The 22,312-nt window shown below is 70.0% G+C and carries 26 protein-coding genes; 14 read left to right on the plus strand and 12 right to left on the minus strand.

The features are described 5' to 3' along the window. The first annotated feature begins 64 nt into the window (after positions 1-64). Genes AJAP_RS08340 through AJAP_RS08355 form a run of 4 tightly spaced genes read left to right on the plus strand, consistent with a single transcriptional unit; the run spans position 65 to position 4,819 of the window. Positions 65-1,048, plus strand: coding sequence for an ornithine cyclodeaminase (locus AJAP_RS08340; RefSeq protein WP_038509407.1), 984 nt, complete (start codon positions 65-67; stop codon positions 1,046-1,048). Next, a complete protein-coding gene (locus AJAP_RS08345) occupies positions 1,039-2,385 on the plus strand; it encodes a type III PLP-dependent enzyme domain-containing protein (protein WP_038509410.1) in 1,347 nt (448 codons plus the stop codon). Before AJAP_RS08340 ends, AJAP_RS08345 begins: the two co-directional genes overlap by 10 nt. After that, on the plus strand, positions 2,382-3,440 hold the full coding sequence (locus tag AJAP_RS08350) for a PLP-dependent cysteine synthase family protein (RefSeq protein WP_038509412.1): 1,059 nt from the start codon (positions 2,382-2,384) through the stop codon (positions 3,438-3,440). Before AJAP_RS08345 ends, AJAP_RS08350 begins: the two co-directional genes overlap by 4 nt. Then, positions 3,437-4,819 carry an MATE family efflux transporter gene (locus AJAP_RS08355; protein WP_038509415.1) on the plus strand — a complete coding sequence of 461 codons (1,383 nt, stop codon included), beginning with the start codon at positions 3,437-3,439 and terminating at the stop codon, positions 4,817-4,819. The genes AJAP_RS08350 and AJAP_RS08355 overlap by 4 nt, the downstream gene beginning before the upstream one ends. Here the strand turns inward: AJAP_RS08355 and AJAP_RS08360 are convergent. Further along, positions 4,795-5,736, minus strand: coding sequence for a hypothetical protein (locus tag AJAP_RS08360; RefSeq protein WP_038509418.1), 942 nt, complete (start codon positions 5,734-5,736; stop codon positions 4,795-4,797). The genes AJAP_RS08355 and AJAP_RS08360 overlap by 25 nt on opposite strands. Positions 5,737-5,862: 126 nt before the next feature. On the opposite strand from AJAP_RS08360, the gene AJAP_RS08365 reads away from it, so the two are divergent. Both AJAP_RS08365 and katG read left to right on the plus strand, forming a co-directional pair. Beyond that, positions 5,863-6,285, plus strand: coding sequence for a Fur family transcriptional regulator (locus tag AJAP_RS08365; protein WP_007031522.1), 423 nt, complete (start codon positions 5,863-5,865; stop codon positions 6,283-6,285). A gap of 27 nt (positions 6,286-6,312) precedes the next feature. Continuing rightward, positions 6,313-8,547 (plus strand): catalase/peroxidase HPI, encoded by a 2,235-nt coding sequence (gene katG / locus AJAP_RS08370; protein WP_038509421.1) that lies wholly within the window; start codon positions 6,313-6,315, stop codon positions 8,545-8,547. Between the two features lie 108 nt (positions 8,548-8,655). On the opposite strand, the gene AJAP_RS08375 is transcribed toward katG, so the two are convergent. Then, positions 8,656-9,438: a GAF and ANTAR domain-containing protein gene (locus AJAP_RS08375; RefSeq protein ID WP_038509423.1), complete on the minus strand. Its 783-nt coding sequence runs from the start codon at positions 9,436-9,438 to the stop codon at positions 8,656-8,658. A 77-nt stretch (positions 9,439-9,515) separates the two neighbouring features. Further along, the gene (locus AJAP_RS08380) at positions 9,516-9,899 is read right to left on the minus strand and encodes a VOC family protein (RefSeq protein ID WP_038509425.1); all 384 of its coding nucleotides are present in this window, start codon (positions 9,897-9,899) and stop codon (positions 9,516-9,518) included. An 81-nt stretch (positions 9,900-9,980) separates the two neighbouring features. On the opposite strand from AJAP_RS08380, the gene AJAP_RS08385 reads away from it, so the two are divergent. Together AJAP_RS08385 and AJAP_RS08390 are read left to right on the plus strand one after the other, a co-directional pair. Continuing rightward, on the plus strand, positions 9,981-10,532 hold the full coding sequence (locus AJAP_RS08385) for a hemerythrin domain-containing protein (RefSeq protein ID WP_038509427.1): 552 nt from the start codon (positions 9,981-9,983) through the stop codon (positions 10,530-10,532). A 44-nt stretch (positions 10,533-10,576) separates the two neighbouring features. Continuing rightward, on the plus strand, positions 10,577-10,921 hold the full coding sequence (locus AJAP_RS08390) for an STAS domain-containing protein (protein ID WP_038509429.1): 345 nt from the start codon (positions 10,577-10,579) through the stop codon (positions 10,919-10,921). Here the strand turns inward: AJAP_RS08390 and AJAP_RS45420 are convergent. The 3 genes from AJAP_RS45420 to AJAP_RS08400 are packed head-to-tail and all read right to left on the minus strand — an operon-like array spanning position 10,918 to position 12,607. Beyond that, a complete protein-coding gene (locus tag AJAP_RS45420) occupies positions 10,918-11,535 on the minus strand; it encodes an Orn/Lys/Arg family decarboxylase (RefSeq protein ID WP_456061781.1) in 618 nt (205 codons plus the stop codon). The genes AJAP_RS08390 and AJAP_RS45420 overlap by 4 nt on opposite strands. Next, positions 11,496-12,263: an aminotransferase class I/II-fold pyridoxal phosphate-dependent enzyme gene (locus AJAP_RS45425; RefSeq protein ID WP_228694895.1), complete on the minus strand. Its 768-nt coding sequence runs from the start codon at positions 12,261-12,263 to the stop codon at positions 11,496-11,498. The genes AJAP_RS45420 and AJAP_RS45425 overlap by 40 nt, the downstream gene beginning before the upstream one ends. Positions 12,264-12,274: 11 nt before the next feature. After that, positions 12,275-12,607, minus strand: coding sequence for a hypothetical protein (locus AJAP_RS08400; protein ID WP_037342007.1), 333 nt, complete (start codon positions 12,605-12,607; stop codon positions 12,275-12,277). Between the two features lie 237 nt (positions 12,608-12,844). On the opposite strand from AJAP_RS08400, the gene AJAP_RS08405 reads away from it, so the two are divergent. Then, entirely contained in the window at positions 12,845-13,633 is a 789-nt protein-coding gene (locus tag AJAP_RS08405; RefSeq protein WP_038522664.1) for a SigB/SigF/SigG family RNA polymerase sigma factor, read from the plus strand. On the opposite strand, the gene AJAP_RS08410 is transcribed toward AJAP_RS08405, so the two are convergent. From AJAP_RS08410 to AJAP_RS08420, 3 genes are all read right to left on the minus strand, one after another. Further along, positions 13,623-14,354 carry a maleate cis-trans isomerase family protein gene (locus tag AJAP_RS08410; RefSeq protein WP_038509432.1) on the minus strand — a complete coding sequence of 244 codons (732 nt, stop codon included), beginning with the start codon at positions 14,352-14,354 and terminating at the stop codon, positions 13,623-13,625. The genes AJAP_RS08405 and AJAP_RS08410 overlap by 11 nt on opposite strands. A 53-nt stretch (positions 14,355-14,407) precedes the next feature. Then, positions 14,408-14,782, minus strand: a complete 375-nt coding sequence (locus AJAP_RS08415) for a DUF6292 family protein (protein ID WP_038509434.1) — start codon at positions 14,780-14,782, stop codon at positions 14,408-14,410. Positions 14,783-14,862: 80 nt separating this feature from the next. Continuing rightward, positions 14,863-15,303, minus strand: coding sequence for an Hsp20/alpha crystallin family protein (locus AJAP_RS08420; RefSeq protein ID WP_038509437.1), 441 nt, complete (start codon positions 15,301-15,303; stop codon positions 14,863-14,865). Positions 15,304-15,409: 106 nt separating this feature from the next. Here AJAP_RS08420 and AJAP_RS08425 point away from each other — a divergent pair, with 106 nt between their 5' ends. Beyond that, on the plus strand, positions 15,410-16,024 hold the full coding sequence (locus AJAP_RS08425) for a hypothetical protein (RefSeq protein ID WP_038509440.1): 615 nt from the start codon (positions 15,410-15,412) through the stop codon (positions 16,022-16,024). A gap of 7 nt (positions 16,025-16,031) precedes the next feature. Then, complete coding sequence (locus AJAP_RS44260; protein ID WP_162483759.1) at positions 16,032-16,172, plus strand: hypothetical protein; 141 nt, start codon at positions 16,032-16,034, stop codon at positions 16,170-16,172. 106 nt (positions 16,173-16,278) lie between these two features. Here AJAP_RS44260 and AJAP_RS45045 read toward each other — a convergent pair whose 3' ends face one another. Beyond that, positions 16,279-16,404, minus strand: a complete 126-nt coding sequence (locus AJAP_RS45045) for a hypothetical protein (RefSeq protein ID WP_007031507.1) — start codon at positions 16,402-16,404, stop codon at positions 16,279-16,281. Between the two features lie 82 nt (positions 16,405-16,486). Continuing rightward, positions 16,487-17,227: a nucleotidyltransferase domain-containing protein gene (locus tag AJAP_RS08430; RefSeq protein ID WP_038509442.1), complete on the minus strand. Its 741-nt coding sequence runs from the start codon at positions 17,225-17,227 to the stop codon at positions 16,487-16,489. A gap of 86 nt (positions 17,228-17,313) precedes the next feature. Here AJAP_RS08430 and AJAP_RS08435 point away from each other — a divergent pair, with 86 nt between their 5' ends. Beyond that, positions 17,314-17,790, plus strand: coding sequence for a TspO/MBR family protein (locus AJAP_RS08435; RefSeq protein WP_038509445.1), 477 nt, complete (start codon positions 17,314-17,316; stop codon positions 17,788-17,790). Here the strand turns inward: AJAP_RS08435 and AJAP_RS08440 are convergent. Continuing rightward, a complete protein-coding gene (locus AJAP_RS08440) occupies positions 17,783-19,102 on the minus strand; it encodes a type VII secretion protein EccE (protein ID WP_228694896.1) in 1,320 nt (439 codons plus the stop codon). The genes AJAP_RS08435 and AJAP_RS08440 overlap by 8 nt on opposite strands. A 128-nt stretch (positions 19,103-19,230) precedes the next feature. On the opposite strand from AJAP_RS08440, the gene AJAP_RS08445 reads away from it, so the two are divergent. Both AJAP_RS08445 and AJAP_RS08450 read left to right on the plus strand, forming a co-directional pair. Beyond that, positions 19,231-21,360, plus strand: a complete 2,130-nt coding sequence (locus AJAP_RS08445) for a fibronectin type III domain-containing protein (protein WP_038509447.1) — start codon at positions 19,231-19,233, stop codon at positions 21,358-21,360. Next, entirely contained in the window at positions 21,357-22,310 is a 954-nt protein-coding gene (locus tag AJAP_RS08450) for an AAA family ATPase (protein ID WP_038509449.1), read from the plus strand. The genes AJAP_RS08445 and AJAP_RS08450 overlap by 4 nt, the downstream gene beginning before the upstream one ends. Positions 22,311-22,312: the final 2 nt, after the last annotated feature.

Raw genomic sequence — 22,312 nt, forward strand, 5'->3', positions numbered from 1 at the left:
ATAAAGACAATCATTTTCATTAAGCTGCGGCGCGCCACCTTCCCACGAGAAAGGTCGATCGTTCATGAGCTCCGGTCCCTCGCTGCACGTACTCACGCGCTCGGATCTGCACAGCCTCGAACTCACCCCTGGCGAGGCGATCACGATGGTCGAAGACGGCTATCTGGCCTACGCGGCCGGGGCCTCGCGGAACCCGGCGAAGCTGATGGTGCCGATCCCGGATCCCGCGCGGGACGCCGTCGCGTACTCGATGCTCGGCTACGACGGTTCCCTCGAACAGGCCGCGTTCAAGACGAGCTACCGCCAAGGCAGCACGTCGGCCGAGAAGTACTACACGACCATCACCCTGTACGACGACACCACGGGCCTGCCGTTCGCGCTCATGGACTGCCACCGCGTCGGCGCCACCCGCACGCCCGCGAGCACCGCGTTGATCGCGCGGTCCTGCGCTCGGCCGGGCGCGCGATCCGCGCTCATGGTCGGCACCGGCGCGCAGGGGATCCGGACGCTGCCGTACCTGCTCACCGCGCTGCCGGAGCTGGAACGGCTGCGGCTGTTCGGCACGCATCCCGACGGTCTTCGCGACAGCGTCGCCGCGCTGAAGGAGCGCTTCCCGGACCGCGAGGTCGAACTCGTCGACGACGTGGAGGCCGCGGCGCGCGAGTCCGACATCGTGGTCGCCGCGTCGGGCCGGGCGGCCCACCCGAAGATCCGTCTCGGCTGGCTGCCGCCGGGCGGGCTGCTGATCTCCGTCGCCAGCAAGGGAGTCCAGGAAGGCACGCTCGCCGAGGCCGACTACACGGTGGCCACCAGCGGCGCGCAGGTCGAGGTGACCGGGCAGCGGATGGCGGGTCCGGACGGCGTGTTCCGGATCGACGCCGAACTCCCGGAGATCCTCGCGGGCAAGGCCCCCGGCCGCCGCGGCGACGAAGACCGGGTGTTCGCCTTCAGCAGCGGCATGATCATCACCGACATCCCGGTGGCGCACGCGCTGGCCGCCCGCGCCATCGCCGCCGGCCGCGGCCGCGAGGTGGCCCTGTGGACCTGATCGACACCCTGTCCCCGCCCCTGCCCGCGCTCGAACGTCCCTGGGCGCACCGGCTGCGTGCTTCGGAGACGCTGTGGGAGATCGCCCGCGGGGTCGGCGGCGGCCCGTTCCACGTGGTCCATCCGGCCACTTTCGCCGAGAACCTCGGGGAAATGGTCGACGCGCTCGCCGCCGAACGGGTCGAAGGCACCGTCTACTACGGGAAGAAGGCGAACAAGGCGGCGGCCTGGCTGCGGGAATGCACGCGTCCCGGCACGGGGGTCGACGTCGCGAGTGTGCCCGAACTGGTGCACGCCCTCGGAAACGGGCTGCGCGGCGAAGCGATCGGGGTCACCGGCGCCGCCAAACCCGACGGCCTCCTTTGGCTCGCCCTGCGGCATCGCTGTCTCATCGCGGTGGACGCGGCCGACGAGCTGGAACGCGTCGCCCGGCTGGCCACCGAACTCGGGGAGACCGCCGAAGTGCTGCTGCGAGTGCGGCCGCCGTCCGCGCCGGAGAGCCGGTTCGGTTTCGCGCCCGACGCGGTGAAAGCGGCCGTGCGACAGTGCGGCGGCCCGGTCGTCCTGCGGGGTTTCTCGTTCCACCTCGACGGCTACGACCCCGTGCCGAGGGCGGAACTCGCCGCATACCTGATCGATCTGTGTCACGACGCCCGCGCGCTCGGACATCCCGCGTCGAAGATCAGTGCGGGCGGCGGGATCGCTGTGTCCTATGTGGACGCCGGTGACTGGGCGCGGTTCGAGTCCGGCAGGCACGACGGCTGGTTCCACGCCGGCCGTAATCCGGCCAGGACCTATCCATACCACCAGGCGCCGACCGGGGCGGCGATGGTGACCGCGATCCTCCGGCACGAGATCGCCGGGAAGACACTGGCCGAGCGCCTGCGCGCGGCCGGGATCGAGCTGCTGCTCGAACCGGGCCGAGCCCTCGTCGACGGCGCCGGGTTCTCGGTGTTCCCGGTGCTGGGCTGCAAACCGGCCGAAGACCACCTGATCACCACGGTCGCGGGCCTGTCCATGAGCCTGTCCGAACAGTGGAAGGGCAGCGAGTTCCTGCCCGACCCGCTGCTCGTGCGCAGGGACGGACCGGGCGGTACGCCAGTGCGGACCATCGTCGCGGGGTCGAGCTGCATGGAGTACGACGTGCTGACCTGGCGCGCGGTGGAGCTGCCCGCGCAACCGAGGACCGGCGACCTGCTCGTGTACCCCAACACGGCCGGCTACCAGATGGACAAGAACGAGAGCGGTTTCCACCAGCTTCCGTTGCCGCCGAAAGTGGTGGTCGACGGCGACCGCTGGCACCTCGACACCGACCACCCGATCCAGGAGATCCGATGACGATCGTCCGGCGCGCGTCCGACCTGATCGGGAACACGCCGCTGCTGGAGCTCGCGCGTACCGGCACCGGGACGCGTCTGCTGCTCAAACTCGACCACCTCAACCCCACCGGCTCGTGCAAGGTACGCATGGCGAGGCAGATGATCGACGAGGCGGAGCTGGACGGACGGCTGCGGCCGGGCGGGCATATCGTCGAACCCACGTCCGGCAACACCGGGAACGGGCTCGCCCTGGTCGCGCTGGAACGCGGCTACCGGTTCACCGCCGTGGTCGATCACCACGCCGCCCGCGAGAAACTCGGGATGCTGCGCGCGCTCGGCGCGGAACTGGTGTTCGTCGAATGCCCGCCGGACGGCGGGGTCAGTTCGGTCCAGCGGCGGCGGGTCGCGGCCCGCATCGCCGCGGAAACCGGTGCCTACCATCCCGATCAGCACAACCATCCCGGCAACGGCAACGGGTACACCGGGCTGGCGCGGGAACTCGTCGAGCAGCTCGGCGACGTCGACGTGCTCGTCGCGGCGATCGGCACCGGCGGCTCCCTGTGCGGTACGGCCCGCGCCCTGCGCGCGGCGGGAGCGAGCACCCACGCGGTGGCGGTCGAACCTGTCGGCTCGATCATCTTCGGTGGTGCGCCGGGGATCTACCACCAGACCGGGGCGGGCAGCCCGGCCGGTTTCCCGATCGGGGACAACGTCGACCGGTCGGTGATCGGCGAAGCCCACCGCGTTTCCGACAGCGACGCGTTCGCCGGGGCCCGCGTCGTCGCCAGGCGCACCGGCGTGCTGGTCGGCGGGACCACCGGCGGCGCGATCCACGTCGCGCTGCGGCGGCTTTACGCGTATCCGGCCGGAAGCGTCGTCGTGGTGCTGTGCAACGACGCGGGGGAGAAGTACCTCGATTCGGTGTACGACGACGAATGGCTGCGCGCCAGGGGCGTACTCGACGAACTGGCCCACCGCCGGATGGACCGCTGGTTCGCCACCTACGCCGAATCCGTGAAGGTCGCCACGCGCGACCGGGCGGTGCGCCGGACCCCGGTGGCGGTGGGCGGATGAGCACGGCGGTGACGACCCGCGGCTACCGGGCCCTCGCCGGGCTGGCCGCGCCGATCGCGGGAATCCAGCTGGCACAGGTCGCGCTCACCAGCGTCGACCTGGCCATGCTCGGGCTGCTCGGGGTGACCGCGGTGGCGGCGGGCGGGCTGGCGATCCTGCTCTACAACCAGATCCGCACCATGTGCGTCGGCATGGTCACCGGCGTCGGGAACCTCGTGGCGACGGCGGCCGGGGCCGGGGAACTCCGCACCGGCACCGGCGAACTCGACGAGCGGGCGCGGGACGAGATCCGGTCGCTCCTGCGGTCGGCGCTGCTCGTCGCGACCCTGACCGCGGCGCTCGGCGCGGCCGTCCTTTGTGGACTGGCCGTCGCGCTGCCTTCGCTCGGCCAGAAACCGGAGATCGTTTCGCTCGCCGGTCCGATGATGTTCGCACTGGCCGGCGGGCTGTTCCCGATGGTGTGGCTGAACGTGGTGCGCCAGTTCGCCGTCGGGTTGCGGCGGCCGGGTTCGCTCCTCGCCGTGACGCTGGTGTCGATCGCGGTCAACGCCGCCCTCAACGCCGCCTTCATCTACGGCTGGGCGGGTCTGCCCGAGCTGGGCGTCGCCGGTATCGGCCTGGCGACGACCTTGGTCCAGTTCTTCACGCTCGCCGTGTTCGCCTCGGCCCTCCGGCGGGACCCGCTGTTGCGCCCCATGGTGTCGCTCGCGCTGTGGCGCGCGGATCGGGCGGTGGTCCGGCGCATCGTCCGGCACGGGACGCCGATCTGCTTCACCTACGGCTCGGAGGCGGCGATCACCTCGATCGCGACGATGCTGATGGGTGCGTTCGGCCCGGCGATGCTCGCCGCGTCGAACGTCGCGAACCAGCTCGCCTACATCGTCTACCAGGCCAACATCGGGCTGTCGCAAGGATCGTCCATTTTGGTCAGCCGCGCGGTCGCCCACGGTGACCGGGATCGCGCACCGGTGATCGCGCGCCAGGCGTTCACCCTCTCCTGGTCCTTGATGGCGGTGGTGAGCCTGGCGTACCTGCTGGTGCCGCAGGTGCTGCTGTGGCCGTTCCTGCACGACGAGACCGACGCGGTGGTGCTCGGCACGGCGTCGACCCTGCTGGTGTTCGCCATCGCGCAGCAGTACAGCAAGGGAACGCAGAACATCCTCGTCGGCCTGCTGCGCGGGCTCGGTGACACCGTCTCCGGCCTCCGCTGCACGCTCGTGGGGTACTGGGCGGTGGGCGTGCCCGCGATGTTCTTGTGCGCCTACGTGTTCGCCTGGGGCGGCTGGGGGGTCTGGGCCGGGCTGTGTCTCGGCTTCGCGACGACCGCGGTCCTGCTCGGACGGAGTTTCGCCGGTCAGGGAGCCGGTTCTGCGCGATAGCGGTCGATCCGGGCGAGCAGGTCGCGGGAGGCGGGATCGGCGTCTCCGCGCAGAAGTGCCGCCAGCGGTGCGAGCCGGTCCTTGGTGCGGGTGGAACCGAGGCCCCGCGCGAGGTCCAGCGCCTCGTCGCCGGTGCGGACGGCTTCGCCGAAGTCGCCCTGGAGCGCGTGGTTCTGCGCGAGCATGATCAAGGTGAGCGCGAGGCTGCGGGACATCTCGGCGCCGTAGCCGTCGACGGCGTCGCGTAACCGCTCGATCGCTTCTTCGCTGTGCCGGGAGGCGACCGTCCTGGCCAATTCGGTCAGGACGGTCCCGCGCATCGCGGCCATGTCCGTGGCGCCGAAGAAGGCTTCCCACGGTCGTGGCGCCGCCCAGGTGCCCGCGTTCTCGAACTCGCACTCCGCCCGCGCCAGGCTCGTGAGGGCCGCGCGCTCGTCACCGGCCTTGGCCAGTGCCCACGCCTCGTTGATCGTCAGGATCGCCTGGGCCCGCAGGGAACCGGAGCGGTGGGCGGCGGCTTGGCCTTGCCGGAGATGGTCCAACCCGCCTTCGACGTCGTCATGATGCAACGCCAGCCTGCCGAGGCGGTAACAGATGTTGGCCATGAGATTGTCGTTGCCCGCCGCGGCGGCGAGACCGAGCGCGCGGTCGAACCGGAGCCGTGCCGGAACGCGGCGGCCGATGTCGAATTCCGTCCAGCCCAGCAGATTGTGCAGATCCGCGAGCACGGTCAGCAACCGTGACCGGAGTCCGCCGGGGACGGCGCCCCAAGTGAGCAGCAGGCTGACCGACTTCACGACGTGCACCGCGTCGTGGGAAAAGGCGCCGCCCTGCCGATAGTCCAACGCGCGCAGAGTATCGACCGCGTTTTCGAGACATTCGACGTCGGCGATACCGATACGGCCGGTCGTTGTCATGAACTCACCTCACGCAAGTCATGGCTCGTTCCACGGCTACCCGGTGTCAAGGCGTTCGAAACCGGCCTTCACTCCCCGGGGTTCTTGATTTGACCCGTTCCAAAGACGCTCTTATCGTCCTTGGTGATGTCCGACTTCGAGGCACAGCTGCGAGCGGTTTCGTTGCGCGTGACGCGGCCTCGGCTGGCCGTGCTCGCGGCGCTGCGCGATCATCCGCACGTCGACACCGAAACGGTGATCGCGCTGGTGCGGGCCGATCTGCCGACGGTCTCGCACCAGGCGGTGTACGACGTGCTGCGGGCGCTCACCGAAACCGGTCTGATCCGGCGGATCCAGCCCGCCGGCGCGCTCGCCCGTTACGAGACCCGGGTGGGGGACAACCATCACCATGTCGTGTGCCGTTCCTGCGGTGCGATCGCGGACGTCGATTGCGCCGTCGGCCATGCCCCCTGTCTCACCGCTTCGGGCGATCACGGGTTCGTGATCGACGAGGCGGAGGTCGTCTACTGGGGCCTGTGCCCCGGCTGTGCGGCCGAACCTGTCCAGTGATGAATTCGCCTGCTCGGAAGGAAAGAAATGAGTGACAACCCGGAGAAGGGCTGCCCGGTGGCCCACGACTCCGTGACCGCGCACGGAAGTGAGAGCGAGAACCCGGCGATCGACTCGCCGACGCCGAAATCGGGCGGCCGCCCGCGTACCAACAAGGACTGGTGGCCCAACCAGCTCGACCTCTCGGTGCTGCACGCCCACTCGTCGAAGTCGAACCCGCTCGGCGCGGACTTCAGCTACGCCAAGGAATTCGCCAAACTCGACGTCGAGGCCCTCAAACGCGACATCACCGAGGTGCTCACCACCTCGCAGGACTGGTGGCCCGCAGACTTCGGCCACTACGGCGGCCTGATGATCCGGATGAGCTGGCACGCCGCGGGCACCTACCGCATCCACGACGGCCGAGGCGGCGCCGGTGACGGCGCGCAGCGGTTCGCCCCGCTCAACAGCTGGCCCGACAACGCCAACCTCGACAAGGCACGGCGGCTGCTGTGGCCGGTCAAGGAGAAGTACGGCCAGCAGATCTCGTGGGCCGACCTGCTCGTGCTCGCCGGGAACGTCGCGCTGGAGTCGATGGGGTTCAAGACGTTCGGCTTCGGTTTCGGCCGCGTGGACACCTGGGAGCCCGAGGAGATCTTCTGGGGTCCGGAAGACACCTGGCTGGGTGACGAGCGCTACGCGAGCGACACCGAGATGGTCCCCGACGTCGGCGCGACCGAAATGGGCCTCATCTACGTCAACCCCGAGGGACCCCGAGGCAACGCGGACCCGGCCGCCGCGGCGCATTTCATCCGGGAGACCTTCGCCCGGATGGCGATGAACGACGAGGAGACCGTCGCGCTCATCGCCGGGGGCCACACCTTCGGCAAGACCCACGGTGCCGGTATCGCCGACGACCACGTCGGCCCGGAACCCGAAGCCGCCCCGCTCGAGACACAGGGCCTCGGCTGGCTGAGCACCCACGGCAGCGGCAAGGGCGCCGACGCGATCACCAGCGGTCTCGAGGTGACGTGGACCGACAAGCCGACGCAGTGGAGCAACCGGTTCTTCGAGATCCTCTTCGGCTACGAATGGGAACTCACCACCAGCCCGGGCGGCGCCAAGCAGTACGTCGCCAAGGACGCCGAGGCGATCATCCCGGACGCCCACGACCCGGCCAAGAAGCACAAGCCGACCATGCTCACCACGGATCTCGCGCTGCGCGTCGACCCGGAGTACGAGAAGATCTCGCGCCGCTTCCTGGAGAACCCGGACGACTTCGCGCTCGCGTTCGCCAAGGCCTGGTACAAACTGCTGCACCGCGACATGGGCCCGGTCAGCCGTTTCCTGGGGCCGTGGGTGCCCGAACCGCAGCTGTGGCAGGACCCGGTGCCGGACGTCGACCACGAACTCGTGGGGGACGCCGACATCGCCGCGCTCAAGACGAAGGTGCTCGAGTCCGGGCTCACGGTCGAGCAGCTGGTCGGCACGGCGTGGGCGTCCGCGGCGAGCTTCCGGTCCACCGACAAACGCGGCGGCGCCAACGGGGCCCGGATCCGCCTGGCACCCCAGCGTGACTGGGAGGTCAACCGGCCGGAAGAGCTCGCGAGTGTGCTGGAGACCCTGGAGGGCATCCAGCGCGAGTTCAACGACGCCGGTGGCGCCAAGATCTCGCTGGCCGACCTGATCGTGCTGGCGGGCACTGCCGCCGTCGAGAAGGCGGCGCGCGACGCGGGCACCGACGTGACCGTGGCGTTCCACCCCGGCCGCACCGACGCCACCCAGGAGGACACCGACGTCGAGTCGTTCACGCTGCTCGAACCGCGGGCCGACGGGTTCCGCAACCACCTGCGTCCCGAGGAGAAACTGCAGCCGGAGGTCCTGCTGGTCGAGCGCGCCTACATGCTCGACCTGACCGCGCCCGAGATGACCGTCCTCGTCGGCGGCCTGCGTGCGCTCGGGATCACCGCCGGCGACACCCGGCACGGCGTCCTCACCGACCGGCCCGGCGTGCTCACCAACGACTTCTTCACCAACCTCCTCTCGCCGGGCACCCGGTGGAAGGTGTCGGAGTCCGAGGAGAACGTGTACGAGATCCGCGACGCCGGCACGGACGCGGTGAAGTGGACGGCGACCCCGGTCGACCTCGTGTTCGGCTCCAACTCGCAGCTGAGGGCGCTTTCCGAGGTCTATGCGGGTCAGGCCGGGCGGGAGCGGTTCGCCGCCGACTTCGCCAAGGCGTGGACCAAGGTCATGGAACTGGACCGGTTCGACCTCGACTGACGTCGGTCGGGTAGCCCGGTCCGTGAAGGCCTCCTTGAGGGACCCAGAGTCCCTCAAGGAGGCCTTCACGGACTTCGGACCAGTAAGAACAGGAGGCCTTCACGCGAGTCAAGGGGTGTCGAGTTCCGAATGCCGGCTGGCCAGGGTCTGGGCGACTTCGGCGAGTTTGACGTTGAGGTCCTGGGAGGTCCGGCGCAGCAGGTCGAAGGCCTCGTCGGCGGTCAGGCCGCGGCGTTGCATGAGGATCCCTTTCGCCTGCCCGATGACGTCGCGCGATTCGACGGCCCGCCGGAGATGGCTCGCCTCCAGCTCCGCCCGGCTCACGGCGGTGGTGCTCGCCAGTGCGAGCGAGCCGTGCGTGGCCAGCAGGAGCGCGGAGTCCTGGGCCTGCGAATCGAGGGCGCCGGGGCGGCGGCTGTAGATGTTCAGCGCGCCGGGAACCCTGGGCGGGGTCGCGTCGGGCATCATCACGGTGGACAGGATCGCCGTGTAGCCGTGCCGCACGGCCGCCGCGGAGAAATCCGGCCACCGCTTCTCCGCCTTCAGATCCTCACTGCGGATGTAGCCGGGGCTTCCGCTGTCGGCCGCATCGACGCAGGGGCCCGTTCCGGCGCGATACTGCACCTCGTCGAGCTCCAGCGCCACCTCGCCGGTCGAAACCGGGGTGTGGAAGGTCCCGTCCGGGGCACGGAGGGTGACCGACACCAGATCCGCGCCGGGGACCACCCGATACGCGGCGGCGACGACCTGTTCGAGGACCTGGGCCGGTGTCGAGGCGGCCAAGAGCAGGCGCGTGAGTTCGACGAACTGGCCTGCCAACGGGCCCGCCGAGGTGTACTCGCCGGAACCGAATTCGTCCTTGTCGCGTTGCCACAGTCCTTCGTCCGCCATCAGCTGACCATCCCAGTCGGGGTTCGATGTCCTTCGCCGGTTACCCGGTGGCGCCGCGGGCCAACCAGTGGATCGTCCTAAGTGGACGGTTCTACTCGCTTGCGAAGCAGGCAGAACACGTTTCCTTCGGGGTCGGCGAGCACGTGCCACGACTCCTCCCCGGTCTGTCCGACGTCGGCGGGCCGGGCCCCGGCGGCGAGCAGCCGCTCCAGCTCCGCGTCCTGGTCGCGGTCGGTGGGGTTCACGTCGATGTGCAGGGGGAGTTTGCCCGGTTTCGGGTCGTCGCCGCGGCTCAGGATCAACGTCGGCTGCGGGCCGCCGAAACCGACGCCGGGCGGGCCGATCTCGATGTCTTCGCCGTCCTTGCCGATCTCGACGTATCCGAGCACTTCGCACCAGAACGCCGCCATCCGGACAGGATCGGCGCAGTCGAGGATGAGTTCGGTGATACGGCAGGCCATACGGCCGAGGATAGCCCGGTTGAATCCGCGCGGAGCGGGTATCCGGGTGCGTCGAGTTGATCCCGAACCGAGGAGGCGGACGTGGCGGGCGACGTCGTGGACTTGATCATGCAGGACCACCGCGAGGTGGAGCGGCTGTTCCATGAACTCGAGCGGCATCCCGAGAAACGGCCGCTGCTCGTCCCGGTGCTCTCGTCGCTGCTCACCGCGCACAGCCGCGCCGAGGAGGCCGAGGTGTACCCGGCCGCCAAGGGCGAGGCGGACGAGGCCGAAGACGTCGCGCACGGCCAGAAGGAACACGCCGAAGCCGAGCAGTTGCTCGCGAAGCTGAACGAAACCGAGCCCGAATCGAAGCAGTTCGAGAAAGTGCTGTCCGACCTCGTCGAGGCCGTCACACATCACGTGAAGGAAGAGGAATCCACCGTCCTGCCGAAGATGCGGCGCGAGCTGACCGAAGCCCGGCGACGCGAGCTGGGAAAGGCCTTCGTGAGCAGCAGGACTTCCCATCTCGGCGCCCGTCCCGGTGAGGCCACCAAACGGGAGTTGCTGACCCAGGCGCGCAACGCGGGCGTGACGGGTGCTTCGAAGATGGACAAGGACGAGATCGCGCGCGAGGTGGCCAAGTCTTCCTGATCGCGACGGTTGCGGACCGGACCGCCCCCTTCTACCGTCGATGGATGGCGATCGACTCCGAAGCAGGGCAGGCCGCTCCTCTCGTCGTGGCCGAGGCGGCCCGCTCCGAAGACGCGATCACCGTCGAGGTGGCGGGTGACATCGACATTTCGACCAGTCCCCGGCTCCGCGCCGAGCTGTTCGAGTTGGTGGCGCACGGTCCCGGCACCGCGGTGGTCGACATGACCGGTGTCGGTTTCTGCGATTCGTCGGGGCTTTCCGTGCTGGTGCAACTGAACCGGCAGTGCCAGGAGTCCGGGATCGACCTGAGTTTCGCGCCGTCCAAGGTCGTGCGCCGGGCCATCGAGCTCACCGGGCTCTTGCCGACGCTGAAAATGGCGGGCGACTAGCCGACGACGCGGACGGTGCCCAGCTCGGGATCCGCGGCGTCGTAGATGAACATGCCCGTCCGCACGCCGGTGTGGAGATAATCGATGATCGCCTCGGTGAACACCTCGCCGGGAGCGATCGCCGGAACCCCTGGTGGATAAGGACTGATCATCTCCGCGCTGACGCGTCCCTCGGCCTTGTCCAGTGGTACGTGCTCGGCCTCGGCGAAGAACGCGTCGCGTGGCAGCATCCGCGTTTCCAGCTTCAGATCCGCCCCGGAGGGCAGGTCGACCGGCGGGCGCCGCTCGAAGTCGTGGTCCGTCAGCCCGCGCAAACCGTGCAGCAGGGCGGAAACGGTGTCCTCGTCGTCGGCGTGGGTGATCTGTGCAGCGATCCGCCGGTGATCGGACAACCCCACGTGCAGGTGGCGTTCGGCGAGATGATCCGCCGCCTGATAGCCGGTGATGCCGAGTTCGGCGACGTCGATCACGATTTTGAGGGGATCGTGTTCGAAGGCGAGCGGGTGGAACTCCTCCGCCAGCGCGTGGAGACCGGAGATGCCTTCGATCTCTTCGCGTGCCCGGGCCGCCAGCGTCAGCGCCTTGCCCAACAGTTCTTCGCCGTGCTCGACCATCTGCCTGCGCCAGCCGTCGAGGGAGGCGAACAGCAGGGCCCGCCGCCCATCTTGTGCGTGCTGGTGACGCACAGATCGGCTTCCCCGTCCATCGCCCAGGTCGGCAGGTCGTCGTGGAACGGGTAGTGCGCGCCCCACGCCTCGTCGACGATCAGCGGCTTGTCCGCGTCGTGCAGGGCACGGGCGACGCCCCGGATGTCGGCGCAGGTACCGTAGTCGGTCGGTGTGATCAGCAGCATGCCTTTGACGTCGGGCGCCTCCGCCAGCGCCGCCTTGGTCTCTTCCGGACCGGGGGGATGCGCCACATGGTGCTCCTCGTCGTACCGGGGGCGCACCCAGACCGGATGCACCCCGCTGATCACCAGACCGGCGACGACGGATTTGTGGGCGTTGCGGGACACCAGAAGCCGTTCGCCCGGGCCGGCGACGGCGAGCATGGCGCTCTTGACCGAAAGCGAACTCCCGCAGGTGGAGAAGAAGGTGTGCTCCGCGTCCACCGCGTCGGCCATCAGCTCCTGCGCCTGGCCGAGGATGCCGCGCGACATCCTGCGGTCGTCCAAACCGTTGAGGGTCAGCAGATCCGACGCGAACGCGTCGCGGCCGAGCAGGTCCAGTACACGGGAATCGGCGCCCCTGCCCTGTTTGTGACCCGGAGGGGTGAAGGCCAGCCCGCCCGCGCGGCGGTAGTCCTCGATGGCTTCCAGTACCGGTGCGCGCGAGTGGTCCATCCTGCCTCCGATCAGCGGCCGAGGGCGTTCTGCAGTTCCTTCTTGGTCATACTGGAACGGCCCTTGATGTTGCGCTTCTTGGCCTCGTTGTAGAGCTGGTCCTTGGTCGGCCCGCCGGGACCCTTCCGGTTGCCGGACCGTTGCCCGCCGCGCTTCTGCGGGGAGGTGTCCTTGGTCGAGCTCTTGCTCGCCGTTTTCGATTCACCCGATTGCGCGCGGTTCTTGTTGACCGTCCGCGCCGCGATCTCCTCGGCACGGCCGGTGCTCGCGCCGCGTTTCTTCTGCGACGACTTGATGTGCTCGTACTGACGTTCGCGTTTGTCGCTCCAGCTCTGTTCAGGCACGGCTCCTCCTTCGTCGTGACCTGCGGATACCCCTTCCGCTCGCCGGTGAATCGGAAGATCACCCGTCCAGGTCAGCGTGGCCCGGCCCGGCGGCCGATGTTTGCCCTGCCCGCTTCCCGGGTATCAGCTCGATAACGCACGTACGGACGTATGTCAGTCCACAAGGGACGGAGGTTAACTTCGATGAGCGCCCCGCTCCTCATGGAAGACGTCGACCGGCCCGTCTCACGGGAGCCGATGCCGCCCGCTCCTCGGGACCGCCGAACGCGGCGGAAGGACGACTACTCGCATTGCCGCCCCTGGTTCGACGAAATGGCCGCACTGCCCGATGGCCACCCGGACCGGCGGCGCCTGCGGGAACGCCTGATCCTCGAACTGCTGCCGATCGCCGAGCACATCGCCGTTCGGTTCAGTGGACGCGGCCAGCCGAGGGAAGACCTGATCCAGGTGGCGCGGATCGGGCTGATGAAGGCCGTGGACCGGTTCGATCCCGCACAGGGCGGGGAATTCCTGGCGTACGCGGTGCCCACGGTGATGGGCGAGGTGCGGCGGTTCTTCCGCGACACCGGCTGGGCGGTGCACGTCCCGCGCGGGATGCAGGAACTGCGCACCCGGCTCACGCGGGCGACCACGGAACTGACCCAGACCCTCGGCCGCGCGCCGACCCCGTCCGAGCTCGCCGGGCATCTCGACGTGGACGTCGACACCGTCCGTGACGGCCTGCTCGCCGCGAACAGCTACCAGACCTCGTCCCTCGACCGGCCGGTCAACGATGGCGAGGGCTCGCTTCCCCTGTCCGATGTGATGGGGGAACTGGATTCCCGGTTCGAGCACATCGAGGACCGGCACACCGTGGTCCCGCTGCTCCGGCGGCTGCCGGAGCGGGAGCGGGCGATCGTCACGATGCGGTTCTTCGACGGGATGACCCAATCCCAGATCGCCGAACGTATCGGGATCTCGCAGATGCACGTTTCCCGCCTGCTCGCGAAGATCCTGCAGGATCTGCGCGGCAGTCTCAGCGGCTGAACAACTTCCCGAGGCCCCGCCGGACCGGCGGGGCGCCCAGTGCGTGCAGCGCGTCCCAAAGGGTGACCGCGGTGGCCGTCAGCACGGGTTTGCCGAGGGCGGTTTCGAGGTCTTCGAGCAGGGGCGTCGTGTGCAACGCGGTTTCGGGGATCAGGACGGCTTCGGCGTCTTCGTGGTCGGCCGCGTTCGCCAATTCGGTGATCCGGCGGCGACCCCAGGTGGAGAGGGCGCGGTCCGAAGGCGCGTCGGCGGAGACCGAATGAACGGTCCAGATTCCAGCCTCGGCAAGGAAATCGACGAAAGACGCCGTCGTGTCGTGGTGATAGACGGACGCGAGCGCCACCCGCTTGGTCCCGAGGTGGGCCAGTGCGGTGAGGTAGGCCAAGGAAGTACTGCGCGCGGGAACGCCGAGCCGCTCGCTGAGCACGCTCGCCTGGTCACGCGCGCCGGCGAGGCCGCGTGTGAAACTGCAGCTGGAGCAGGCCCAGCTGACGACGTCCGGTGTCGTACCGAACCGCGCGGCGGCCGCGAGCCTCTCCGGTGCACCGAGTTCGCGGACGGCTTCGTGCTTTTCGGCCGGATCGAGGTCGTCGACGCGGCCGATGTTCTCGCCCCACGGGACGTAGGCGAAGTCCACGGTGAGGTCCGGATCCAGTTTTCGCGCGCACGCGAGGAAATCGTCCTCGCCGCAGTCCCGCGTCGGGTACAGCAGGCCGATCACGGCTCACTCCTTCCGGCTCGACGCCCTTCGGAGGTACCCGACGCGAGCCGCCCTCATTCGGCGGGGACGGCGCGGAAATCCGGCGGGGTGAGCTGCCCGACGCGATGGTCGTCCTCGCGGACGGCCTTGACGAAGCGCGCGACCTCGGCGGGGCGCGGCGTGGCGGACTTCCCGCCCAGGTAGCGGAGGACGATGAGGTCCTCGCCGGAATGGGTCTCGATCGCCACGGCCCACCCGTGGACCTCGTCCCACAGCAGGGCGACGTCGCGTTCCGGATGGGTGGCGAGCCGCTCGTCGAGCGCGACGTACGCCGAGACCGGGTCGTCGAGGTCGACGGTGCAGGATTCGAGGCCGACGCCGAGCGCCTCGGTGATTTCGCCGAGATAACCCCACACGGCGTCGCGGGTGTGCGGGTGGCGGACAGGCATGGTGAGCAACGAGGATTTCCCTTCCTTCCCCGGTCTCGGTCCGGTGCGGGACCCGGCGGCCCCGCACCGGAGGCGGACACTCAGGCCTGGATCTCCTTGCGGTCGGACGTGGCGCCGGAGATTTCGATGCGCCGCGGCTTGGCCTTCTCGGCGATGGGGATCCGCAGGGTCAGCACGCCTGCTTCGTATCCGGCCGCGATGCGGTCGGTGTCGAGGGCGTCGCCGAGGAACAGCTGGCGCGAGAAGACGCCGAGCGGGCGCTCGGAAACCTGCATCTGGACATCCTTGCCGGGCGTGGGCCGCCGCTCCGCCTTGACCGTCAGGACGTTGCGTTCGACGTCCAGCTCGATGGCGTCCGCGGCCACGCCGGGAAGGTCGAAGCAGACGACGAACTCGTCGCCGTCGCGGTAGGCGTCCATCGGCATGGTGGCCGGCTTGGACCAGGTCCCCGGGTTCGCGGCGCCGAACATCTGCTGGGTCAGCCGGTCGAGCTCGCGGAACGGGTCGGTGCGCATCAACATCGGGTTCCACCTCCTGGGTTCGTCGTCTCTGGTGTCAACACGCCCTACTGTTCTAACATGTCATCGAAACGATGACAACCACCGAGTCGTCGATAGGATGACAAAGATGAACGAAGACCCCGCCCGGACCGTGCGTGCGGTGCGCGATGTCGTGGTAGAGGCACGCTCCGGCGTCTCGGACCCGGAGCGGCTGTTGGCGGCTTTGACGGCGCTGAGGGACGTACGCGAACAACTGGCAGCGTGGGAACCGGAGCTGATCGCGGCGGCACGCGCGGGCGGGACGAGCTGGACCGCGCTCGCCCCGGCCTTGGGGGTCGCGAGCCGTCAGGCGGCGGAGCGGCGGTTCCTGCGGTTGCGGCCGTCCGTCAGCGGCGAGAGCACGGGCGAGGCGCGGGTCGACGCGGAACGGGACCGGCGCGCCGGTGACCGCGCGGTCGCGGAGTGGGCTCGCCGCAATTCGGCGATCCTGCGGCAACTCGCCGGTCAGGCCGGCGCGCTGCCCGGGCTGGACGCCGAGGCCAGGGAAAGCGCGGACAGGCTGAGCGCCGTGCTCGGCGAGGACGACGTCACCGGTCTCCTCGCCCCGATGGCCGACCTGCGTGCCCGCTTGCCCCGCGAGCACACCGGATTCGCCGAACGGCTCGGGGAGATCGGCATGCACACCGAGCAGGTCCGGCGGGACGCCGTCGACGACCGGCGGGATCGCCAATCCTCACGATGACGCGGGTGTGAAACCGGTGCTTGCCGCGCAAGGACTGCGCGGGGAGGCCGCCCGTGCGGCGCTCGACGCGATGGCGCGGGAACGAGGGCTGCCGATCAAGCGGTGCGCCGCGCTCATCGTGGCGGCCGTCGACGGCCGGACGGGATAGCCCGCCGACGCGTCCGAGGTGCGTGGGCCGAAGGCTCCCTTCGCCGCGTGTGATGCGACAAAAGGAGCCTTCGCCCCCCCGCCGTCCGGGTGGTCGTGAGTGTCCGCTACTGGCAGGCTTCGCAGTCCGGGTCGTCGATGCGGCAGGCGGCGCCGTCGGTGAGCGGGAAGTCGAAATCGTCGAGCGCGGGGACGGCCAGAGCGGTCTCTTCCGGCGTGGCGGTGGCGGACATGTCTCTCCCTCGGTACGGAACTGGTCTCATCTCTCTGTAGCGCTGAAGATCGCCGGTCATTCCGTGACCCGCGCCACAACGCTCAGACCGTTCGGAACAGCGCTTCCGCGTCGTCCACCGCCTTCGCGAGGACATCCGCGCGCAACCCGGCGAGGATGGTGTCCATCTCACGCAGGCCTGCGCGCCGCAGCAGCCGTTTCTCGTTGGTGACCCACTCGCCGCGGGCTGCGAGGACCGCGTGCGCCGTCTCCATGGCGGCGGTGGCCAGCGCGCCCGCGACCTCCGTGGCCTGCCCGCGCGGGACGAAGGCGCCGCGGGTGTAGCGCAGCGTCAGTTCGGCGCGGCCCCGCCACATCGCCGGAGCCGTCTCCCGTAACGCTTCCGGGTAGTCCGGCCGCGGCAGGTCGCCGCGCAGCACGCGGTTGACCGCGAGTTCCGCGACGGGCAGGTAGCTCGGGACACCCGCGAGGTGGAACATCAGCGGCTCCCAATGGAACCGGCCTTGCCGTGCTTCGGCGAGATGGTGCTCAACGGCGTCCAGGTCGCGGTAGTGGACGTCGACCTGCCTGCCGTCGATCGTGAGCCAGGCGCCGCCGTTGAACACGCCGCCGCCCCAGGCGCCGATTTCGGAGATTTCGCCGTCCCAGCCGACGGCGCGCAGGTCGGCCGGGTCGAAGCCGCCGCGGTAGTAGACGGCGAAATCCCAGTCGCTGCCGGGACCGTGGGTGTCCTGGGCGCGGGATCCGCCGAGCGTGACGGCGTGCACGGCGGGCAGCGCGGCGAGGCCGTCGGCCACGTGGGCAAGGAAGGTGTCGTCGTTCATCGCGTGCAGATCGTAAGACCGTCTCCCGCGCCGAAGCGACGGGTTTTGAGCGCGCGAGCCCGTGTCCGCGCCCGTACGCTCGAACGATGACCACGATCCCGGGAAGACTCCGTGCGCCGCTGGCGTTCCTTCCGTTCCTGGCGGCGGTCGCGGTGGTGGCGGTCGTCGGCGGGCTCGCCGCGGCCGGCGCCCGCTCTGTCTACAGTGGACTCGAACTGCCGTCGTTCGCGCCACCCGCCTGGCTCTTCGGTCCGGTGTGGACGGTCCTGTACCTCGCGATCGCGTTGTCGGGCTGGCTGTACTGGAAATCCGGCGGCGACCGCCGGTCCTTGATCTGGTACGCGGCACAACTGGCCCTGAACGCGGCTTGGACGCCGCTGTTCTTCGCGGCGGGTGCGTACGGCGTGGCATTGGTGGACATCGTCCTGCTCGACGTCGCGATCGTCGTCACCGCGCTGTACTTCCGCCGGTCTTCCCGGGTTTCGGCCGCGTTGCTGGTGCCGTACCTCGCCTGGACGCTGTACGCGACCGCGCTCACCGCCGCGATCGTCGTGCTCAACTGATCCCGATCGGCAGGGTGGCGGCCACTCCCTTGGCGTGCCTGCCGTCGAGCCGCTCCAGCGTGATCCCGCCCCGGCGCGCGGCGAGTTCCAGGTCCCGCACCGCGTGGTCCACCGCCTGGACCCCCGCGGCCGCGACCCGGATCGCGGCGCTGACGCGGGGTTCGGTCTCGGCGGCGCTCCGGCGCGCGGTCACGGCCAGGGTCACCGCGGACCCGGGGGCGGCGGCGAGCAGACGGCGTGACAGATCCGCCGCGAGCACCGGGGGCAGCGCGTCCCAGCCGTCGAGGCGGAAAGTCGCCTGGCTGATCGGCCCGCTGTGCCAGAACCGCCAGTCTTCGCGGATCCGTGACCGGCCCGCCGTGACGTGCGCCAGCGACGCGAGGGTGCCGAGGACCTCGTTTTCGCTGAGCGCCCGCACCGGCAGGCCGTCGCGGCGAAGCTGCCGCCGCACCCGCCTGACCGTGTTCCCGAGCGCCTGCCGCACATCGGCGTCGCGGTGGACGTCGGCGGTGCGCAGTGCCTGCAGCGCGACCCAGCCCCGTGGCGGCCGGGAGCGGTCCGCGCCGACGTGGTGGATGACCTGCGCGGCGACGTCCAGGGCCTGCTCGCGGGACGGCGGCGGCAGCAACATCGGCGGCGACGGCATCGGCTGCTCGCGGGCGGCGGATTTCGGTTGCAGCACAGCGGTGATCCCGTCGGCTCGGCTGACCATGAACACCGTCTCGTCGCCGATCTCGCCGGTGATCCCCGTCGCTTCCGGCGAAAGCAGACCCAGCAGCGCACGGCCCGCTTCGCCCGCTTGCCGGAGATCCCGGTCGCGGTCGCGGGTCAGGTAGCCCGACGCCGAACCGAGCCAGGCATAGAGCCAGCGTCCGCGAATCCGCACGGCGGTCAGCGCGAGCACCACCACGGCGGCGGTGACCACCGCGGCCGCCAGCGGCCAGGGCCGCCCCGCCACCAGGACCAGCGCGACGAGCACGAGTTGCCAGCAGACGATCTGCGCCACCCCGATCCCGACCGGCCGACCTTGCCGGCGTCCTCGGCCGGGCGACGGCGGATTCGGCCGCGGCGGACCGGGCGCGGGGGCGGGAACGGGCGCCGCCGCGGACCAGCGCGGTCGCTGCTCCGCCTGTCGAGCCGCCGTGAGCGCGGCCAAAGCGGCCTCACGGGCGGCGGCCCGCGCGGCGGGTGCGGCGTAGGCGAGCGGATCGGCCATGGCCTGTGCCCGCGGTACGGCCGGGGCGATCGGGGGAAGCGGCAGAGGTGCCGCGGGGTACCGCCCGTCCGTCCTCGCCGCGCCGAGATCGGTCATCGTCCTGCCTCCTCGAACCGGGTCTGCTCAGCGTCCCCGGCGAACATGAGGTTTCGATGACACGGCGTCCGCGAGCACGGGACAGGCTGTTTCATCGAAATTTCATGGTCGCTCTCTAGCTTGATCGCGTGAACACCGACGAGCGGGGCACGAAGCGGTTCAGCGTGGTCGCCAGGACGAGAATGGCCGTTGCGCTGGTGGTCGCGGGCTGCCTGGCGCTGATCGGGCTGGCCGTGACCGGACAGGCGGCGACGCCGGAACGGCTGGAGTTCGTCCAGGTCGGCCACTGGGTCTACAACGACGCCGCCCAGTCCGCGTTCCACGTCGACGGCTCGACGAACCGCGTCGACGCGCGCGCGGACGTGCCCGGCGCGAACGGCAGCCAGGTCGCGCAGGGCGACGGCTCCGGTTACGTGGTCGAGCGGAACCGCATCACGGAGTTCGACAAGGCGACGTTGAGCGTGGAGGAGTCCACGCCGCCGCCCGCACCGGAAACACCGTTCGTGATGGAGATCGCGGGCGGCCCGTACCTGGTCTACCGCAACGCCGGGCAGATCGTGCGGCTCGGGGACCCGGCCGCGACAGTGCCCGCAGGGGGGCCACTGTCCCGGCCGGTCGCGACCACCGACGGGACGGTGTGGGCGCACCGTGTCGACAGCGGCGCGATCTGCGATCTGCCCAAGGGCACCGCCGTCATGACCTGCCCCGCGCAGCTTCCGCCGGGGCACGGCGGCGGGCTCACCCTCGTCGGCGACCGGCCGGTCGTGCTCGACACCACCGGCGACAGCCTCCACCGCGTCGGCCCGGACGGGCTCGGCGACGGACTTCCGCTCGGTATCAAGCTTTCGCCGTCGGCACAGGTCGCCAACAGCGCCGTCGGCGACCGGCTGGCCATCGCCGACCCCGAGCGCAACCAGCTCCACCTCATCGACATCAGCGGCCTCGACCAGGACCGTCCTTCCGCGAAGCCGATTTCGGTCGAGCTGACCAAGGGCAGCCGGTTCAACGGCCCGCTCTCGTCCTCGAACGTCGTCGCCATGGTCGACGAGACCCGCGGCGAGGTGCTGACCTACGACGCCGCGGGCAAGCTCAAGTCCACCGCGAAGGTGCCGGGCCAGGGCACGCCGCCGAGGCTCGCCAAGGGCGAGGACAACCGCATCTACGTCGACAGTTCCGACGGCTCGCACGTGCTGGTCGTCAACGGTGACGACGGCTCGGTGGTCGACGTCGACGTCGACAAGGCGGCCAACACCCAGACCGCCGGCGCGCCGTCGGCCGATCCGGAACCGTCCGGCGACCAGCCCCCGCCTCAGCAGGACCAGCGACAGCAGGCGCCGCCGAACACCCAGCAGGCGCCCCCGCCGGTGGCGAAGGCGACTCCGCCCGGCGCGCCGAGGAAGCTGAGCGCGAGTTCGGGGGACGGCTCGATCAAGGTCTCGTGGAGCCCGGCGGCGGACAACGGCGCGCGGATCACCGGCTACCGGGTGTCCTGGCCCGGCGGTTCGACCCGGGTGGGCGGATCGTCGCGGGGGACCACGATTTCGGGGCTGACCAACGGAACCCCGTACGTGGTCACCGTGGTCGCGGAGAACTCGGCGGGCCTCGGGGTCGGCGCCAGCGCCAAGGCGGTCATCCCGGGACCCGTGAACAGGCCTGCCACGGCACCGGTCGTCACCGCGAACGCCACCGCCGCCGGCAAGGTTTCGGTGAGCTGGACCCAGCCCGACCTCCGCGGCGGCACGCTCGTGCACTACCTGGTGAGCGTGACGGGCAAGGGGCAGCGCACGGTTTCGGCCACGTCGGCGGAGTTCACCGGGGTCACCGGCACCGCGACCGTCACGGTCCGCGCGGTGACGAAGTTCGGTTCGGGAGCGGCGATCAACGGCGCCGCCGGGAGCCGGAAGGTCACCGTGCCGGTGGCCTCGGGACCACCGACGATCACGATCACCCAGGTGCGGAGCAAGGACAACGCATTGCTGGTTTCCGTGAACGCCAACGGGAAAGGTGTCTCCGCGACCTGCACGGCCGAGTTCTTCAGCGAGACCAAGCCGACGGCCTGTTCCGGGGCAACGACCCTGACCATCTCCAACGTCGCCTGGATCGGCTCCATCACGATCACCGCGACCATCAAGACCTCCGCGGGTACCGCCACGGACACTTGGCGAGGTGTGCCCACGGTGAACGGCGGCGCGCTCGTCTGGCTCGGCCCGATGGCCTTGGTGGGCCTGCGCCGACGAAAGGAAAAGGAACTTCTGTGACGCTCACACCCAGGGTCGCCTTCGAGCAGATCGCCGAGAACGTGCAATCGGTGGTGCGCGGGAAACCGGAGGTCGTCCGGCTCACCGTGGCGGCGCTGTTCGCCGAAGGACACCTGCTGATGGAGGACGTGCCCGGCGTCGGCAAGACGACGATCGCGCGCTGCGTCGCCGCCAGCATCGGCGGCCGGTGGAGCCGGATCCAGTTCACCCCGGACCTTTTGCCCGGCGACATCACCGGCGTGATGGTGTACCACCAGAACAACGAACGGTTCCAGTTCCACCCCGGCGGCATCTTCGCCAACGTGGTGCTGGCGGACGAGATCAACCGGGGCACGCCCAAGACACAGGCCGCGCTGCTGGAGGTGATGGCCGAACGCCGGGTCACCGTGGATTCGGTCGGCCAGGCGGTGCCGAGGCCGTTCCTCGTGGTGGCCACGCAGAACCCGATCGAGCTGGAAGGCACCTACCGGCTGCCCGAAGCGCAGCTCGACCGGTTCCTCATGCGTATTTCGGTCGGCTACCCGGATCTGGAATCCGAGATGCGGGTGGTGATGGGGGACTGCGCCGGGGTGACGCCGGACGAGCTGAAGCCGGTGCTGAGCATCGCCGACGTCCAGTCGGTCATCGACGAGGTCCGCAAATCCCATCTGGCACCGGAGATCGTCAACTACGCGGTCCGGCTGGCCGCGGCGAGCCGATCGCATCCCGACGTCCGCTATGGCGCGAGCCCGCGCGGCAGTATCGCGCTGATCCGGGCGGCACAGGGACTCGCCGCCACCTTCGGCCGCGATTTCGTCACCCCGGACGACGTCAAGGACGTCGCGCATCCGGTGCTCGACCACCGGCTCGTGCTGACCCCCGACGCCGAACTCAACCAGCGGCGGACCGCGGACATCGTCGACGAACTCCTGGGCGCGACGGCCGCTCCCATGGCCGCGATGGGGAGGTAGGC

Source organism: Amycolatopsis japonica (assembly GCF_000732925.1).
In the GTDB taxonomy this organism is placed as follows: domain Bacteria; phylum Actinomycetota; class Actinomycetes; order Mycobacteriales; family Pseudonocardiaceae; genus Amycolatopsis; species Amycolatopsis japonica.